13 protein-coding genes and 3 tRNA genes are annotated in these 16618 nt (G+C 62.7%); 8 read left to right on the top strand and 8 right to left on the bottom strand.

Annotated elements, in window-relative coordinates:
- Positions 1-96 precede the first annotated feature (96 nt).
- A complete protein-coding gene (locus LLJ08_RS03155; protein WP_003298586.1) occupies positions 97-528 on the top strand; it encodes a Z-ring associated ZapG family protein in 432 nt (143 codons plus the stop codon).
- A 52-nt stretch (positions 529-580) separates the two neighbouring features.
- On the opposite strand, the gene nadC is transcribed toward LLJ08_RS03155, so the two are convergent.
- Positions 581-1429 carry a carboxylating nicotinate-nucleotide diphosphorylase gene (nadC, locus tag LLJ08_RS03150; RefSeq protein WP_228208189.1) on the bottom strand — a complete coding sequence of 283 codons (849 nt, stop codon included), beginning with the start codon at positions 1427-1429 and terminating at the stop codon, positions 581-583.
- Positions 1430-1854: 425 nt separating this feature from the next.
- Here nadC and LLJ08_RS03145 point away from each other — a divergent pair, with 425 nt between their 5' ends.
- From LLJ08_RS03145 to LLJ08_RS03135, 3 genes are all read left to right on the top strand, one after another.
- Positions 1855-4110 carry a DUF1631 domain-containing protein gene (locus tag LLJ08_RS03145; protein ID WP_023447168.1) on the top strand — a complete coding sequence of 752 codons (2256 nt, stop codon included), beginning with the start codon at positions 1855-1857 and terminating at the stop codon, positions 4108-4110.
- 121 nt (positions 4111-4231) lie between these two features.
- A complete protein-coding gene (locus tag LLJ08_RS03140) occupies positions 4232-4405 on the top strand; it encodes a DUF3094 family protein (protein WP_003298581.1) in 174 nt (57 codons plus the stop codon).
- Between the two features lie 53 nt (positions 4406-4458).
- Positions 4459-5754 (top strand): NAD(P)/FAD-dependent oxidoreductase, encoded by a 1296-nt coding sequence (locus LLJ08_RS03135; RefSeq protein ID WP_228208188.1) that lies wholly within the window; start codon positions 4459-4461, stop codon positions 5752-5754.
- A gap of 118 nt (positions 5755-5872) precedes the next feature.
- Here the strand turns inward: LLJ08_RS03135 and LLJ08_RS03130 are convergent.
- The 6 genes from LLJ08_RS03130 to rluD all read right to left on the bottom strand — a co-directional run bounded on the left by LLJ08_RS03130 (position 5873) and on the right by rluD (position 10753).
- Positions 5873-5948: transfer RNA gene (locus LLJ08_RS03130), tRNA-Lys, on the bottom strand.
- 5 nt (positions 5949-5953) lie between these two features.
- Positions 5954-6030: transfer RNA gene (locus tag LLJ08_RS03125), tRNA-Pro, on the bottom strand.
- A gap of 9 nt (positions 6031-6039) precedes the next feature.
- Positions 6040-6115 (bottom strand) — tRNA-Asn (locus tag LLJ08_RS03120).
- Between the two features lie 195 nt (positions 6116-6310).
- The gene (clpB, locus tag LLJ08_RS03115) at positions 6311-8875 is read right to left on the bottom strand and encodes an ATP-dependent chaperone ClpB (RefSeq protein ID WP_014819067.1); all 2565 of its coding nucleotides are present in this window, start codon (positions 8873-8875) and stop codon (positions 6311-6313) included.
- Positions 8876-9047: 172 nt separating this feature from the next.
- On the bottom strand, positions 9048-9782 hold the full coding sequence (gene pgeF, locus LLJ08_RS03110) for a peptidoglycan editing factor PgeF (protein ID WP_101275144.1): 735 nt from the start codon (positions 9780-9782) through the stop codon (positions 9048-9050).
- Complete coding sequence (gene rluD, locus LLJ08_RS03105; protein WP_014819065.1) at positions 9779-10753, bottom strand: 23S rRNA pseudouridine(1911/1915/1917) synthase RluD; 975 nt, start codon at positions 10751-10753, stop codon at positions 9779-9781. Before rluD ends, pgeF begins: the two co-directional genes overlap by 4 nt.
- A 205-nt stretch (positions 10754-10958) precedes the next feature.
- Between rluD and LLJ08_RS03100 the strand changes: the two genes are divergently transcribed.
- The 4 genes from LLJ08_RS03100 (at position 10959) to LLJ08_RS03085 (ending at position 15342) form a co-directional block, all read left to right on the top strand.
- Positions 10959-11948 carry an outer membrane protein assembly factor BamD gene (locus tag LLJ08_RS03100; RefSeq protein WP_014819064.1) on the top strand — a complete coding sequence of 330 codons (990 nt, stop codon included), beginning with the start codon at positions 10959-10961 and terminating at the stop codon, positions 11946-11948.
- 116 nt (positions 11949-12064) lie between these two features.
- Complete coding sequence (locus LLJ08_RS03095) at positions 12065-12298, top strand: PP0621 family protein (RefSeq protein ID WP_014819063.1); 234 nt, start codon at positions 12065-12067, stop codon at positions 12296-12298.
- The gene (locus LLJ08_RS03090; protein ID WP_041015969.1) at positions 12288-13880 is read left to right on the top strand and encodes a sensor histidine kinase; all 1593 of its coding nucleotides are present in this window, start codon (positions 12288-12290) and stop codon (positions 13878-13880) included. Before LLJ08_RS03095 ends, LLJ08_RS03090 begins: the two co-directional genes overlap by 11 nt.
- A 124-nt stretch (positions 13881-14004) precedes the next feature.
- Entirely contained in the window at positions 14005-15342 is a 1338-nt protein-coding gene (locus LLJ08_RS03085; protein WP_228208187.1) for a sigma-54-dependent transcriptional regulator, read from the top strand.
- A gap of 77 nt (positions 15343-15419) precedes the next feature.
- Here LLJ08_RS03085 and LLJ08_RS03080 read toward each other — a convergent pair whose 3' ends face one another.
- Complete coding sequence (locus tag LLJ08_RS03080; RefSeq protein WP_228208186.1) at positions 15420-16478, bottom strand: DUF2333 family protein; 1059 nt, start codon at positions 16476-16478, stop codon at positions 15420-15422.
- Positions 16479-16618 lie beyond the last annotated feature (140 nt).

Here is a 16618-nt window from a genome sequence, read left to right as displayed (position 1 = left end):
TAACTAGCTGCCAATAACCGCCGCCTCGCGTCGCGGTATACAGAGCAGGTACGAGACGTTAACGTAAGCACAGCCGTTTATATAGAGGAAGGACTCGTGGAACAGACCCTCGCGACCTGGTTGCTCCCGATCGTCGGCCTGATCGCCGGCATCGCCATCGGTTATCTGGTGGCACGCAGCAGCGCACCAAACCGCACACAGCGTCAGGTCGATGACCTGCAAGAGCGTTTCGACACTTATCAGAGTGAGGTGGTTACCCACTTCAACACCACCGCCAGCCTGCTGCGCAAACTGACCAACAACTATCAGGACATTCAGGATCACCTGTCCGACGGCGCCAGCCGCCTCGCACTCGACGAACAGACCCGTCAACGCCTGATGGCCGCACTGCACAGCGAAGAGAACCACGGCACTCGTGAGCGTCTCTCGTCGCCGGCCTTCACCGAGCCGCCGAAGGACTATGCGCCCAAGGGCGACGACACCCCCGGCACCCTGCACGAGAATTTCGGCCTGAAAAGCCGTCACTGACCGATCCGCCTGGCGCAGCCGCTGCGCCAGGCACCGCAACCTCGCCCCGCCCTTACTGCCGCAAGCGCATCGACAGGTCCACCGCCCGCACATGCTTGGTCAGCGCGCCGATGGAGATGTAGTCCACCCCCGTTTCCGCCACGCTGCGCAGCGTTTCATCGCTTATGCCGCCCGACGCTTCGAGCTTGGCCCGCCCCCCATTAATGGCCACCGCGGTGCGCATGTCATCCAGACTGAGCTCGTCCAGCATGACGATATCGGCACCTGCTAGTAGCGCCTGCTCAAGCTCGTCCAGACTCTCCACCTCGATCTCCACCGGCTTGCCCGGCGCGATGCGATGTGCAGCAGCAACCGCCTCGGCGATGCCACCGCAAGCGGCGATGTGGTTTTCCTTGATCAGGAAGGCGTCGTACAAACCGATGCGGTGGTTGTGGCAGCCACCGCAGGTAACGGCATACTTCTGCGCCAGGCGCAGCCCGGGTATGGTCTTGCGCGTATCGAGCAAACGCACGCCGGTCCCGTCTACCATGTCCGCGTAGTGACGACAGCGAGTCGCCACGCCCGACAGCAGTTGCATAAAATTCAGCGCACTGCGCTCGCCGGTGAGCAGCGCCCGCGCCGGCCCCTCGAGATGGAACAGCACCCGGTCAGCCCCGACACGGTCACCATCGGCAACCTGCCAGTGAACCGCAACGCGTGGGTCGACTTGGCGGAATACGGCGTCTACCCATGCCGTTCCACTGATCACTGCCTCCTCGCGAGTGATGACCGACGCATGCGCCAGCCGCTCGGCTGGAATCAACTGCGCCGTGATGTCACCACTGCCGACGTCCTCGGCGAGCGCGCGACGAACGTTGGCATCGATTTCTGCAGATAGATCGGCAAGTGTAAGATTCGGCATGGCTGACTCCTGAAGATTGCGCGGAGTATAAAGGCTGAGTGCTCGCTAACGCAGCGCCAACCTGCGCATCCCGGACGGGTATTCGAGAGGCTTGTTTTACCTCCCGGCGGAAAACCTGCGAGTATCTGTGAGCCAAGTCATGTCCAATGAAAAACCGGCCTTGGCATCGCAATCCGATGCTTATAATGCCCTTCAAGAATATTGACGCCACCGAAATGGCGACACCTTACTGACGAGGTGTCGTTGTAAAATCAGACCGCTCGGCTATGCTGCGCTGGATCCGGTTCGACAGAAGAAACCCGCACTAGATTGCGGGCTCGCCCGGAACCTTCCGCCTTGCCCTGCCGATTTGGTTACCCTTACAAGACGCTGTTTGAAGCTGGCGTTGTGACCGCCGTTAAGCAGGCGACCGCAGGAGAGTCTCGATGCGAACCGATGCGAAAGTGGTGCACCTGAACAAGGCAGCCCCTGAGCACAAGCCTTCTTCACCAGCAGGCCGCCTGCCTGTGGCGCTCATCAGCGTGCGCGACAAGGCCGCCCAACAGCTGCGTCAGGCCTTGCAGTCGCTGTTCGACAACGCCGATGACTCGCTCTTCGAGATCGCCGATCGTGCGAGCAGCAACGTCGAACAGAACGCGTTTTTCGAAGCCATGCGTGATTTGCGCATGAAGCGCCGCAACATCGAACGCGGCTTTCTGCAACAGCTGTTCGAAGCATTCGCCAAGCTCAATCAGTATGAGATCGGCAAGCCGCCGGTGCTGGACAATGTGTCGTTCGACAGTCTTTCACTTGTGCAGAACGATGAGCTGGAAGAGTCGGTAGCCGTCGACACCATGGTCGCGAAAGTCATGAGTCGTGCGGCTCAACCGCTGGGGCACCTGACCACTCGTTTCAATGCGCTGATCAGCAAGAAGCTCGATGACAAGAGCAACCCGCTCGGCCCGCACGCACTCTGCGACTACTTCATCGAGGCCAGCAGCAGCCTTGGGGTAGAGATCAAGGTCAAGCTGATCATCTTCAAGCTCTTCGAAAAGTACGTGCTCGGGGATATCGACCAACTCTATGCCGAAGCCAACCAGACCCTGGTCGCTGCCGGCATCCTGCCAGAGCTGCACTCCGCCCCGCCCCGCCGCCAGCAGCGCCCCGGCGCGCCAGCCGGAAGCCATGCACCATCAGCACCACTTGGCCAGGCTGCACATGTCGACGAGGGACTGCAGGAAGCCGCATTCAGCGCACTGCACAGCCTGCTTTCAGAGCTCCGTGGCAGCAGCATGCTGCCGGCGCGCAACATCCCCAGCGATGCGATCCCGATCTCCAGTGGCGACCTCCTCCGCCTGCTGTCGCACATGCAGGCGCGCGCGCCGCAGACCGTCGACGAGTTCGATCTTCAGGAGCAGCTGGCCGGCCTGCTGAGCCGAGTCAGTGCCAAGACCGGCAAGTCCCGCGTGGTTGGCGAGATAGACGACGATGTGATCAACCTCGTCTCCATGCTGTTCGAATTCATACTCGATGACCGCACCCTGCCCGACTCGCTAAAGGCCCTGATCGGTCGCCTGCAGATCCCGCTTCTCAAGGTCGCGGTATTGGACAAGACCTTCTTCAGCCGCGGCAGCCATCCGGCACGCCGCCTGCTTAACGAGATTGCCTCGGCAGCGATGGGCTGGGGCGATCAGGATGAAGCGCAGCGGGACAGTCTCTACCAGAAGATCGAGCAGATCGTGGCTCGACTGCTCAACGACTTCACTGACGATCCGGCCATTTTCTCCGAGCTGCTGGCCGACTTCCTTGCCTTCATCGGCGATGAGCGCCGCCGTAGCGAGCTGCTCGAGCAACGCACCCGCGATGCCGAGGAAGGCCGCGCCAAGGCCGAGATCGCCCGACAGGAAGTTGAGCGCGCCCTGAACCAGCGCTTGCTCGGCAAGACGCTTCCGGAAGTCGTGGTGCGGCTGCTACAGGAAGCCTGGAGCAAGGTTCTGCTGCTTACCTGTCTGAAACACGGCACCCAGTCCGAAGAGTGGCAGGCCGCCCTGGACACGATGGACGATCTGGTGTGGAGCGTTACCCCTCACGAAGACGAAGAATCGCGCGCACGCCTGCTGGAGCTGGTCCCGAGCCTGCTTAAAGCGCTGCGCGACGGACTGGTCAGCGCCGCCTTCGACCCTTTTTCCACCGGCGACTTCTTTACCCAGCTCGAAGCGCTCCATGTCCAGACCCTGCAGCGCTTCCAGCAACCGCAGAGCGCTCCCAGCGAGGCGCCAGCGGACGACAGCACTTCAGCGGAGTCAGCGGCAACTCCGATAGCAACCACACCGGCAATGGTCGAAGTGGTCGACGAGATCGTCCTGCTTGCACCTGGCGAGAGCCGCGAGCAGGAACCGGAAATCAGCCTGCCGGATAACGATGTCGCGCTGGTCCAGGTCGACAATCTGCGCGTCGGCAGCTGGGTGGAGTTCCAGGAAGACGAAGAACACAAGCTGCGCTGCAAGCTGGCAGCGGTGATCAAGCCCACCGGCAAGTACATCTTCGTTAATCGCACCGGCATGAAAGTCCTGGAAAAGACCCGCATGGGCCTGGCGACCGAATTCCAGCGCGGCGCCATTCGGCTACTCAACGACACCCTGCTGTTCGACCGCGCGCTGGAGTCGGTCATCGGCAACCTGCGCAAGCTGAAGAACACCTGACAACCCCCAAGGGCATGCCGCCCGGCATGCCCGCCAGCCCTCCGCGCGGCAAAGCGCCGCACTTCGCGCTTGGCTTTTGACCCTGCACAGCTAGAATGCCTGCATTCCATTCGAGGTGCCCATGCCAAGCCGCCTGAAGCCCGAAGATCAGCAGCGCGTCGATGAATACCTCCGCGCCCCGCAACACCAGGTCGAGCGCCAGCCGTTTCGCCCCTGGCTTCTTCTGCTTGTGGTACTGGTCGTGGTGATCGGGCTCGGGTTATTGAGCCGCCTCTTGAGCCGCCTTGTGCTTTGAGCTCCGCTCGCCAGGCCGCCCCGCCGTTTCCCTTGCAGCTATGAGTCACTCCCATGTCACATCGAGTCGTAATCGTCGGCGGTGGCGCCGGCGGTCTGGAGCTTGCTACCCGCCTGGGTAGAACCCTGGGCAAGCGTGGCAAAGCCCGCATCACCCTGGTCGACGCCAACCTCACACACATCTGGAAGCCGCTGCTGCACGAAGTCGCCGCCGGCTCCTTGAACTCGTCCGCTGACGAACTCAACTACGTCGCTCAGGCCAAATGGAATCACTTCGAGTTCCAGATGGGCCGCATGGCAGGCCTGGATCGCGCGAGCAAATGCATTCGACTGGAAGCGACGCGCGACGAGTTTGGCGTGGAACTGGTCCCGTCACGCGCACTGAACTACGACACGCTGGTGATTGCCGTCGGCAGCACGACCAACGACTTCGGCACCTCGGGGGCTTCCGAGCACTGCATCTTCCTTGATACGCGCGAGCAGGCCGAGCGCTTCCACCGGCAACTGCTGAGCCATTACATGAAGGCGCATGCAGGCGAGGGTGCCTCGAGCAACATCAGCATGGCCATCGTCGGAGCCGGCGCTACCGGCGTGGAGCTGGCTGCAGAACTGCTGCACGCCGCCAAGGAGCTGGCGGCCTACGGCCTTGATGGCATCAAGCCGGAGGATGTAAACATCACCCTCATCGAGGCCGGCCCGAAAGTCTTGCCGGCACTGCCTGAGCGCATCAGCCAGCCGGTGCACCAGACACTGCTGGACCTGGGTGTCACGGTGCTCACAGGCGCCGCCGTCAGCGAAGTCACCGCCGAAGGCCTGCACACCAAGCAGGGCGAGTTCGTCCAGGCCAGCCTCAAGGTGTGGGCCGCCGGGATCAAGGCACCCGCCTTCCTTCACGAACTGGATGGCCTGGAAACCAACCGCATTAACCAGCTGGTTGTCCACCCGACACTGCAGAGCACGCGCGACGAGAACATCTTTGCGTTCGGCGATTGTGCCGCCTGCCCACAGCCGGACAGCGACCGCAATGCCCCCCCCCGTGCACAGGCAGCCCACCAGCAGGCCTCGATGCTGGCCCGCTCGATCCACAACCGACTGGAAGGCAAGCCGCTGCCGACCTATCGCTACAAGGACTACGGCTCACTGATTTCGCTATCAAGCTTCTCGGCAGTAGGCAATCTGATGGGTAACCTGACCGGCAACGTGATGCTCGAAGGCTGGCTGGCACGGATGTTCTATATCTCGCTCTACCGCATGCACCAGATCGCGCTGTATGGCATCGCTCGCACGCTGCTGATGATGCTTGGCGACAAGCTCAGCCGCACGACGGAGCCGCGCCTGAAGCTCCATTGACGCAGAAAAGGCGCACCCCCGGGTGCGCCTTGAATGTGCCGAGAAGAAATCGCAGGCAATAAAAAAGCTGGATGTCCGCGAGAACATCCAGCTTTTCATGCTTCCTGAGAAGCCCGTATGGTGGGTCGTGTAGGATTCGAACCTACGACCAATTGGTTAAAAGCCAACTGCTCTACCAACTGAGCTAACGACCCAAAAATGGTCGGGGTAGGGGGATTCGAACTCCCGACATCCTGCTCCCAAAGCAGGCGCGCTACCGGACTGCGCTATACCCCGATTGGAATTTGGCTCCGCGACCAGGACTCGAACCTGGGACCCAATGATTAACAGTCATTTGCTCTACCGACTGAGCTATCGCGGAACAACTTCAATTCCAGCTCTTCAGCGTTACGTTACCGCCTCAGAGGCGCGCCATTTTACGGTTCCCGGCTCGCCTGTCAACCCCAAAAATGCGATTACTGACAACACTTTGCGTTCACCCGGCGGCACCCGCGAAAACGCTGCTCCAACGCGGCTACCTGGGAGGTGTGCTGCACCCCGCAGGTAGCCACCCCGCTCAATCGAAGACGATCTGCTCGCCCTCTACCCGCGCCTTGACGCTGCTGCCCGGCGCGAACTGACCGGAGAGAATCTGCTGCGCCAGCGGATTCTCGATCCAGCGCTGGATCGCCCGTTTGAGCGGCCGCGCTCCGTAGACCGGGTCGTAACCGATGGCGATCAGCTTGTCCATCGCCTCTTGACTGAGTTCCAGGCTCAATTCGCGCTCGGCCAGGCGCTTGCGCAGGCGCCCGAGCTGGATGTCGGCGATACCGGCGATCTGCTCGCGACCGAGCGGATCGAACACCACCACCTCGTCGATACGGTTGATGAACTCCGGTCGGAAGTGATGCGCCACCGCATCCATCACCGCAGCCCGCTGCGCATCGGGATCACCAACCAGCTCCTGGATCTGCGCAGAGCCCAGGTTGGAGGTCATCACGATCACCGTGTTCTTGAAGTCCACCGTCCGCCCATGGCTGTCGGTCAGGCGGCCGTCTTCGAGCACCTGCAGCAGCACATTGAAGACGTCTGGATGGGCCTTCTCTACCTCGTCCATCAACACCACCGAATACGGTTTGCGACGCACCGCTTCGGTCAGGTAACCGCCTTCTTCGTAACCGACGTAGCCCGGCGGCGCACCGATCAGGCGCGCAACGGAGTGCTTCTCCATGAACTCGGACATGTCGATGCGGATCATCGCCTCCTCGGTATCGAAGAGGAACTCGGCCAGCGCCTTGCAAAGCTCGGTCTTGCCCACCCCGGTCGGGCCGAGAAAGAGGAACGAGCCGCTCGGACGATTCGGGTCGGCCAGACCGGCGCGCGAGCGGCGCACGGCATTGGATACGGCCACCACGGCTTCGTGCTGACCGATGACGCGAGTGTGCAGCATGTCTTCCATGCGCAGCAGCTTGTCGCGCTCGCCTTCGAGCATCTTGGAGACCGGAATACCGGTCCACTTGGAAACCACCTCGGCGATCTCCTCGTCGGTCACCTTGTTACGCAGCAGCTGGTTTTCTTTCTTGCCATGCTGATCGACCATCTCCAGGCTGCGCTCGAGGTCCGGAATGATGCCGTACTGCAGTTCGGCCATGCGCGCCAGATCACCCTTGCGCCGCGCTGCTTCGAGCTCGGCCTTGGCTTGTTCGATCTTCTGCTGGATCTGCGCCGAACCCTGCACCTCGGCTTTCTCCGACTTCCAGATTTCTTCCAGATCGGCGTATTCGCGCTCCAGCTTGGCGATGTCGTCTTCCAGCTTGGCCAGGCGCTTCTTGGTGGCCTCGTCGTCTTCCTTCTTCAGCGCCTCACGCTCGATCTTCAGCTGGATCAAGCGGCGATCCAGGCGATCGAGCTCTTCGGGCTTGGAGTCGATCTCCATGCGGATACGGCTGGCGGCCTCGTCGATCAGGTCGATGGCCTTGTCCGGCAGCTGGCGATCGGTGATATAGCGGTGGCTGAGCTTGGCCGCGGCGATGATGGCGCCATCGGTGATGGTCACGCCATGGTGCACTTCGTAGCGCTCCTTGAGGCCACGAAGAATGGCGATGGTGTCTTCCTCGCTTGGTTCGTCGACCAGCACCTTCTGGAAGCGACGCTCCAGGGCGGCATCCTTCTCGATGTACTGGCGGTATTCATCGAGAGTAGTGGCACCTACGCAGTGCAGCTCGCCGCGCGCCAGGGCAGGCTTGAGCATGTTGCCGGCATCCATGGCGCCTTCCGCCTTGCCCGCGCCGACCATCGTATGCAGCTCGTCGATGAACAGGATGACGCGACCCTCCTGCTTGGACAGCTCGTTGAGCACCGCCTTGAGGCGCTCCTCGAACTCGCCGCGGAACTTGGCCCCGGCAATCAGCGAGCCCATGTCCAGGGCCAGCAAGCGCTTGTCCTTGAGGCCGTCCGGGACCTCGCCGTTGACGATGCGCTGGGCCAGCCCCTCGACGATGGCGGTCTTGCCCACGCCCGGCTCACCGATCAGTACCGGGTTGTTCTTGGTCCGCCGCTGCAGCACCTGAATGGTGCGGCGGATCTCGTCGTCACGACCGATCACCGGGTCGAGCTTGCCGTCCTCGGCGCGCTTGGTCATGTCCACGGTGTATTTGTCGAGCGCCTGCCGCGATTCTTCGGCGTTGGGATCATTGACCGCATCGCCGCCGCGCAGATTGCTGATGGCGTTCTCCAGCGCTTTCTTGCTTACACCCTGAGCCAGCAGCAGCTTGCCCAGACGGGTGTTGCTGTCCAGCGCTGCCAGCAGCACCAGCTCACTGGAAATGTATTGGTCGCCCTTCTGCTGGGCGAGGCGGTCAGCCTGATTGAGCAGGCGCGCCAGGTCCTGCGAGAGATTCATGTCGCCGGTGGGGTTCTGTAGCTTCGGCAGCTGGTCGAGCTCTTTGGTCAGCGCCTGACGCAGCGCTGCGATGTCGAAGCCGACCTGCATCAGCAACGGCTTGATCGAGCCGCCCTGCTGCTCAAGCAGCGCCTGCATCAGGTGTAACGGCTCGATGGAGGGGTGATCCAGGCCGACGGCTATGGACTGGGCATCGGAGAGCGCAAGCTGCAGCTTGCTGGTCAAACGATCGATACGCATGGATGTTCATCCTCATGTGAAGCAGGCCGGCGCCGTGACTCGCGCCATATACGAAACCTGCGAGATGCAGCATAGATGAGGATGATTGTTGGAGATTCAAGGCGGATGACATTGATACAGGTCATGCCAGGACCGCAGAGTCATGGCTGACTTCACCGCTAGCGCGCCAATATCACTCGAGCCAGATCAGACTGGCGAAGCGGCCTGTGTGCGCGGCACGCCGATAGGAGTAGAAGCGCGGATCGCTGAAGGTGCACAACCCGCCACCGTAAACCGCGTCTACGCCCGCGGCAGCCAGACGGATACGCGCTAGCTGGTAGATATCCGCCATGAAGCGTCCCGGGTTGCGACTTGCAACGAACGCCGCGGCAGCCGACGAATGCTGCGCGAGGAATGCATCGCGCACTTCGGGCCCAACCTCGAATGCCGCCGCCCCGATCGCCGGCCCCAACCACACCAGCAGTTCATCGGCAGGTACCGCCAGCGCTTCGAGCGTCGCCTCGAGCACACCACCAGCCAGCCCGCGCCAGCCAGCGTGAGCCGCGGCGACTCGGGTCGCGGCATGATCACAGAAAAGTACCGGCAGGCAGTCCGCAGTCAGTACCGCACAGGCCAGACCCGGCGTCTCGCTCCAGCTAGCATCGGCGGTCACGCGATTTCCTGGAGCGGCCTGGACAGCGACACTCGAATGCACTTGCTCCAGCCAGACTGGTTGGCAACCGAGCACGTCCTGAAGATGCTGGCGATTCCAGGCCACCGCGGCAGGCTCATCACCGACGTGATCACCCAGATTGAAGCTGTCGAACGGAGCGCGACTGACGCCGCCCTGCCGCGCGGTCACACAGGCGCGAACGCCGGGCGGAGCAGGCCATTCCGGCACGAGCCAGTCACCGCCCCACGCACTCACCCGACGAAGGCCTCTCGGTCCTGTTGCAGCAGCGTCAGCAGCCAGACGAAGTCATCCGGCAACGGCGACTCCCATTTCATCCTCTGCCCGGTAACAGGATGATCGAGTTCGAGGAAGCGCGCGTGCAGCGCCTGGCGAGGGAACTCGCGAAGCGTTTGCACCAGCGTCGGATTCGCCGCCGGCGGAATGCGGAAACGCCCGCTATACAGCGGGTCACCGACCAGTGGATAGCCAAGATGGGTCATGTGCACCCGAATCTGGTGGGTACGCCCGGTTTCCAGCTTGACCCGCACATGGGTGTGCGAGCGAAAGCGCTCCAGCACGCGGTAATGGCTGACCGCCGGCTTGCCGCCCTCCACCACCGCCATGCGCTGACGCTGCTGGCCATGCCGACCGATCGGCGCGTCGACCGTACCACCAGTAATGATCACGCCGATGACGATCGCCTCGTAGATGCGGCTGACGCTACGCGCCTGCAACTGCTCGACCAGCCGGGTTTGCGCCTGCAGCGTCTTGGCCACGACCATCAGACCGGTGGTGTCCTTGTCCAGGCGATGAACGATGCCGGCACGCGGGACGTTGATCAGGTCCGGCACGTGATGCAGCAATGCATTGAGCAGCGTGCCGTCGGCATGGCCGGCCGCAGGGTGCACAACCAGGCCAGCAGGCTTGTCGATCACCAGGATCTGATCGTCCTCGTAGACGATCTCAAGCGGAATGTCTTGCGCGACCCACTCGCCCTGCGCCTGCTGTTCGGCACTCAGCTCGAGCACGGCGCCGGCATGCACGGTGTCGCGAGGGCGCAGCACGGCGCCATCCACGGTGAGCAGGCCATCCTTGATCCAGGCCGCGAGACGCGAGCGCGAGTGTTCGGAAAAGAGCTGCGCCGCAACCTGATCGAGACGTTGCCCGCCAAGGTCAAACGGCACTTCGGCGCGGAGTTGGATGGCCTGTTTGGAAGTCGTGGACATACGGCGAGATAGGTTCGTCTGAGAGAGGCAGGCGACATCCGTTGGTAACGGACGGGCCCGGGGACCGCAGATGGCGGAGCGGCCTTTGGTTTCGGCTACACGCTTGTGTTTAAATACGGCGTCTTTGTCCCGGCGCACCGGGGCGCTCATCATAACAGGACGGCTCCGCGCGAGACAGCCAGCCGTCACAGGGACGCAAGCCGCCATGCAAGTGAAACACCTGCTGCTGATCGCCATTCTCGCCCTCACCGCCGCCTGTTCATCCAACGAAACCGTCGACGAGAATCTGGGTGAAGTCGAGCTGTACCAGCAAGCACAGGCCGACCTGGACAACAAGAGCTATACCAGCGCCATCAGCAAACTCAAGGCCCTGGAGTCGCGCTATCCATTCGGGCGCTTCGCCGAGCAGGCGCAACTCGAACTGATCTACGCCTATTACCGCAACGTCGAGCCGGAAGCCGCGCGCTCGGCGGCGGAGCGTTTCATCCGCCTGCATCCGCAGCATCCGAACGTCGATTACGCTTACTACCTCAAGGGCCTGGCCTCCTTCGATCAGGACCGCGGCCTGCTGGCCCGCTTCCTGCCGCTGGACATGACCAAGCGCGACCCAGGTGCCGCCCGCGACTCGTTCAACGAATTCGCCCAGCTCACCAGCCGCTACCCCAACAGCCGCTACTCGCCTGACGCCAAGGCGCGCATGGTCTACCTGCGCAACCTGCTGGCGGCCAACGAGATACACGTCGCCCACTACTACCTCAAGCGCCAGGCCTACGTCGCAGCGGCCAACCGCGGCCGTTACGTTGTGGAGAACTTCCAGGGCACGCCGGCCGTGGCCGACGGGCTTGCCGTGATGACCGAGGCCTACCAGCGCCTGGGCCTCGACGATCTCGCCGAAACCAGCCTGCAGACTCTGCAACTCAACTACCCGGATCACGCAACGCTCGAAGACGGCAAATTCACCCCTGTCGAGACGGAAGACGACAACCGCAGCTGGCTTAGCAAGGCCACCCTCGGCCTTATCGAAGGCGAGGCTCCCCGCCCGGACACCTCGCGGGCCAATCGCGATGTGCTCCGTCAGTATGAAACCGCCGCTCAGGATCTTCCCGAAGAGCTTCGCCCGGTACTCAAGGAAGCAGAGCAGCAAGGCGAAAAGCGCTCCTGGTGGAGCCGCCTGACCTTCGGCCTGTTCGACTGACAGCTGACCGACTTTCGCAGCGCCGTCCTTGCATTCGGCGCGCGCGGCGAAACGGGCCGGCAGTGGCCGGGCTCAATTGATCGCAGGCCACCACGCTTAATCAGGAAGGAATCGATATGGGTCTGTTTCGCCTGCTGTTCTGGATTGCACTGATTGGCGCCGCGTTCTGGCTGTGGCGCCGTTTCGCGCAAAAGAAAGCCGCCCCCAAGCCTCGCCAGACCACCCTGCCAATGGTGCGTTGCGCTCAGTGTGGCGTGCACGTCCCGCAGGACCAGGCGCTGCAGTCCCAGGATCGCTGGTACTGCAGCCGCGCTCACCTGGAGCAGGACAGCACTCCTGGTGGGCACTGAAAACCTCACCTTCTTTGGCGATCAGGGACGGCGGATTCTCCGCCTGTACCACCTCTATCGGCTGACCATCGGCCTGGCGCTGGTTCTGCTGATCAGCGCCGACCTGCACAACGACCTGCTGGAGATGAGCAACCCGCAGCTCTTTCAGTACGGCGCCTGGATCTACCTGATCCTCAACATCATCGTCGCCGTGCTGGTGCAGAACCCGGAGCGCGATCTGCCCGTGCTCGGGCTGGCGCTGATGGACGTCATCCTGCTGTCCGGGCTGTTCTACTTCGGCGGTGGCACCCCGAGCGGTATCGGCAACCTGCTGATAGTTGCCGTTGCCATCGCCAACATACTGCTGCGTGGCAGGGTCGGTTTCTTCATCGCCGCGGTTGCTGCGACGGGCCTGATCTACCTGACCTTCTACCTCAGCATTCAACGCCCCGAAGCCAGCAGCCAGTACGTTCAGGCCAGCGCACTCGGCACGCTCTGCTTTGCTGCCGCCTTCCTGGTTCAGGGGCTGGCTCGCCGCCTGCAGGTCAGCGAGACGCTGGCGCGCCAGCGTGCGGAAGAGGTGGCGAACCTGGAGGCGCTCAACGCGCTGATCCTCCAGCGCATGCGTACCGGCATCATGGTGCTGGACCCGCAGGAGCGCGTTCTGCTCGCCAATCAGGGGGCTCTGCAACTGCTCGGCCAGGACTCGCTGGCAGGCGAACGCCTCGCACCGCGCTGCCCGGAGCTGCTCAAGGCACTGCAACAGTGGCGAGGCAATCCGACCCTGCGCCCACCGAACCTCAGGGCAACGCCTGGCGGCCCAACGCTGCAGCCGAGCTTCGCCGCGCTACAGCACGGGAACAAGCTCGACACGCTGGTGTTTCTCGAGGACATCTCGCAGATCGCGCAGAAGGCCCAGCAGCTCAAGCTCGCCTCGCTCGGCCGCCTCACAGCCAGCATCGCCCATGAAATCCGCAATCCACTGGGCGCCATCAGCCATGCCGCGCAGCTACTGCAGGAATCCGAAGAACTGGACGGACCTGACCGCCGTCTGGCACAGATCATTCAGGATCATTCTCGGCGGATGAACTTGGTGATCGAGAACGTCCTCCAGCTTTCCCGGCGGCGCCAGGCCGAACCCCAGCTGCTGGACCTGAAGTACTGGTTGCATCGTTTCGCCAGCGAGTTCCGCCAGGGGCTCGGCCCGCAGCAGACCCTGCATCTGGATACCGTGGGCAGCTCGCTGCAGACCCGCATGGACCCCAATCAGCTGACCCAGGTGCTGACCAACCTGGTCCAGAACGGGCTGCGCTACAGCGGCCAGCAGAATCCGCGGGCGCAGGTCTGGCTCCGCCTGTTCCGTGACGAAGCCAGCGACCTGCCTATCGTCGAAGTGCTCGATGACGGCCCTGGTATCGCGGCCGAGCAACTTCAGAACATCTTCGAACCGTTCTTCACCACCGAAAGCAAAGGCACCGGGCTGGGGCTATATATCTCCCGCGAGCTATGCGAAAGCAACCAGGCACGCCTGGACTACCGCGAGCGCCCCGAGGGCGGCAGCTGCTTCCGCATCGTCTTCGCCCACCCGCGCAAGCTGAGCTGAGCCTCGCTGCCGGCAACACATCACACATCGACCAAAGCGACAGCCACGACACAGCCGGCGGAGTTAACATGCTCCTCAGCCGCAATCCCCGGCGACAATCGCTTCACGAATCAAGAGCAGGACCATGACCGCGCGCCAAAAAGCACTGATCATCGATGACGAGCCGGATATCCGCGAACTGCTGGAAATCACTCTTGGCCGCATGAAACTCGATACCCGCAGCGCTCGCAATCTCAAGGAAGCGCGCGAATGCCTGGCCCGCGAGCATTACGACCTGTGCCTTACCGATATGCGTCTGCCCGATGGCAGCGGACTGGAGCTGGTGCAATACATTCAGCAACAGCACCCGCAGCTGCCGGTGGCGATGATCACTGCATACGGCAGCCTGGATACCGCCATTGGCGCGCTCAAGGCTGGGGCATTCGACTTTCTCACCAAACCGGTGGACCTCAACCGCTTGCGCGAGCTGGTCGGCACGGCCCTGCGCCTGAGGGCGCCCACAGCGGAAATGCCGGTGGACAGCCGCCTGCTCGGCAGCTCGCCACCCATGAAGACCCTTCGCAAGCAGATCGGCAAACTCGCCCGCAGCCAGGCGCCGGTTTATATCAGCGGCGAGTCCGGCAGCGGCAAGGAGCTGGTGGCCCGACTGATTCACGAGCAGGGTCCTCGCAGTGAAAAGCCCTTTGTGCCTGTCAACTGCGGCGCGATCCCGTCGGAACTGATGGAAAGCGAGTTCTTCGGCCACAAGAAAGGCAGCTTCAGTGGCGCCATCGAGGACAAGCCCGGGCTATTCCAGGCCTCCAATGGCGGCACGCTGTTCCTCGACGAGGTAGCCGACCTGCCGCTGCCGATGCAGGTCAAGCTGCTGCGCGCGATCCAGGAAAAGGCTGTACGCGCGGTCGGCGGCGCTCAGGAAGTAATGGTCGATGTGCGCATCCTCTGCGCCACCCACAAGGACCTCGCCAGCGAAGTGGCCGCAGGCCGTTTCCGCCAGGATCTGTATTACCGCTTGAATGTCATCGAACTGCGCGTGCCGCCACTGCGCGAGCGTCGCGAAGACATTGGCCTGCTCGCCGAAGCCATGCTTCGGCGTCTTGCAGCGGAGTGCGGTGACAGCAGCGCTCGCCTGCACCCGGAGGCTCTGGCCAAGCTGGAAAACTATCGCTTCCCAGGGAACGTTCGTGAGCTGGAGAACATGCTCGAGCGGGCCTACACACTCTGCGAGGGCGATGAGATCAAGGCGGGCGATCTACGCTTGGCAGACAGCCCAGGCGTATCGGAGAACGGTGAAGCCAGTCTGGCGCAGATCGACAATCTGGAAGATCACCTGGAAGAGATCGAGCGCAAGCTGATCATGCAGGCGCTGGAGGAAACCCGCTGGAATCGCACCGCGGCGGCCCAACGCCTAGGTTTGACCTTCCGCTCGATGCGTTACCGGCTGAAAAAACTCGGACTGGACTGAGTGCAAGCGTGGTTAGCGTCGAGCCAGTCAGACACGACGCCAACCTGAGGCTTCCTAAACCCCGCTGGGGGCTCGCCTTACCCCTGCGTCAGCAGGTTGCGCAGATCGATGATCGCCGCATTGGCACGGGAGATGTAGTTGGCCATCACCAGCGAGTGATTGGCCAGCACACCGTAGCCGCTGCCATTGAGCACCATCGGACTCCACAGCGGCTCCTGAGCGGCCTCAAGCTCGCGGATGATCTGCCGCACGCTGATGGTGGCGTTCTTTTTCGCCAGCACGTCGGCGAAATCAACCTCGATCGCGCGCAGCAGATGTGACAAGGCCCACGCCTGACCGCGCGCCTCGAAGAAGACGTTGTCGATCTGCAACCACGGCGTTTCAACGACCTCCTCCTTGACCTGCGGCACGATGCCCGCACGCTCCTGTTCGGGCGCAACATCGGCATCCAGCCGCACCCGGCCAACGCTGGCAGAGAGGCGCTGGGACAGCGAGCCGAGCCGCGTGGCGGCATCGCCCAGCCAGTTGTTAAGGTTGTCAGCACGCGTGTAGAACAGCGCCTTGGGCTGCGGATCGCTGAGCCGAGCCAGGTAGCGATCCAGGCCGCGAATGGCGTTGCGGTACTCGGACTCGGAGGCCGGCAACGCCCAGCTGCGATTGTCGAAGTTGAACAGCGGCTCGGCCTTGGCCAGATCGGTGTCCTCGGTCGACTGCGACTGCGAGCGGGCGAAGTCCTTGCGCAGCGCACGAGCGAGATCTCGCACCTGCACAAGCACGCCATATTCCCAGCTCGGCATGTTGTCCAACCACAGACCCGGCGGCGCGATATCGTTGCTCAGGTAGCCACCCGGCTTATCCAGCAAGGTACTGGCAACACGCTTGAGCGTTTCCACGGTGGTATAGCCGCTGACCAACTGCCGCTGCGAGGCCTCGGCCGCCTGGCGGGCACTCTGCTGTACGGGAAACAGATCGGGCTCGCGGCTCCAGTACCAGCCGAGCACCAAGGTAACCAGCAGGTAAACGCCCAGCAGGACGGCAAGAACCAGCAGAAGCGGATTACCCTCCCGCCGTCCGGGTCCGCCGGAAGGGCCACTCGAGCGGCCGAGACGAGCGAAGCGATTCTTCCAGTCCAACATGGGCAATGTGTCCTTCTCGCGAGTTCTGGGGTTCGACCGCACGACGTCGGAGACGTTGCGCTGACATGCCTTTACTATAACGCAGGGCCCCTGCTCACTCAGCGCCAAATTGAGAACCACTACCGCACAGTGGACTTCCA

It is taken from the genome of Stutzerimonas chloritidismutans, assembly GCF_020783375.1.
GTDB lineage: Bacteria > Pseudomonadota > Gammaproteobacteria > Pseudomonadales > Pseudomonadaceae > Stutzerimonas > Stutzerimonas kunmingensis.
The sequence above is the reverse complement of the archived record's forward strand: the minus strand, read 5'-3'. Positions and strand labels throughout refer to the sequence as shown.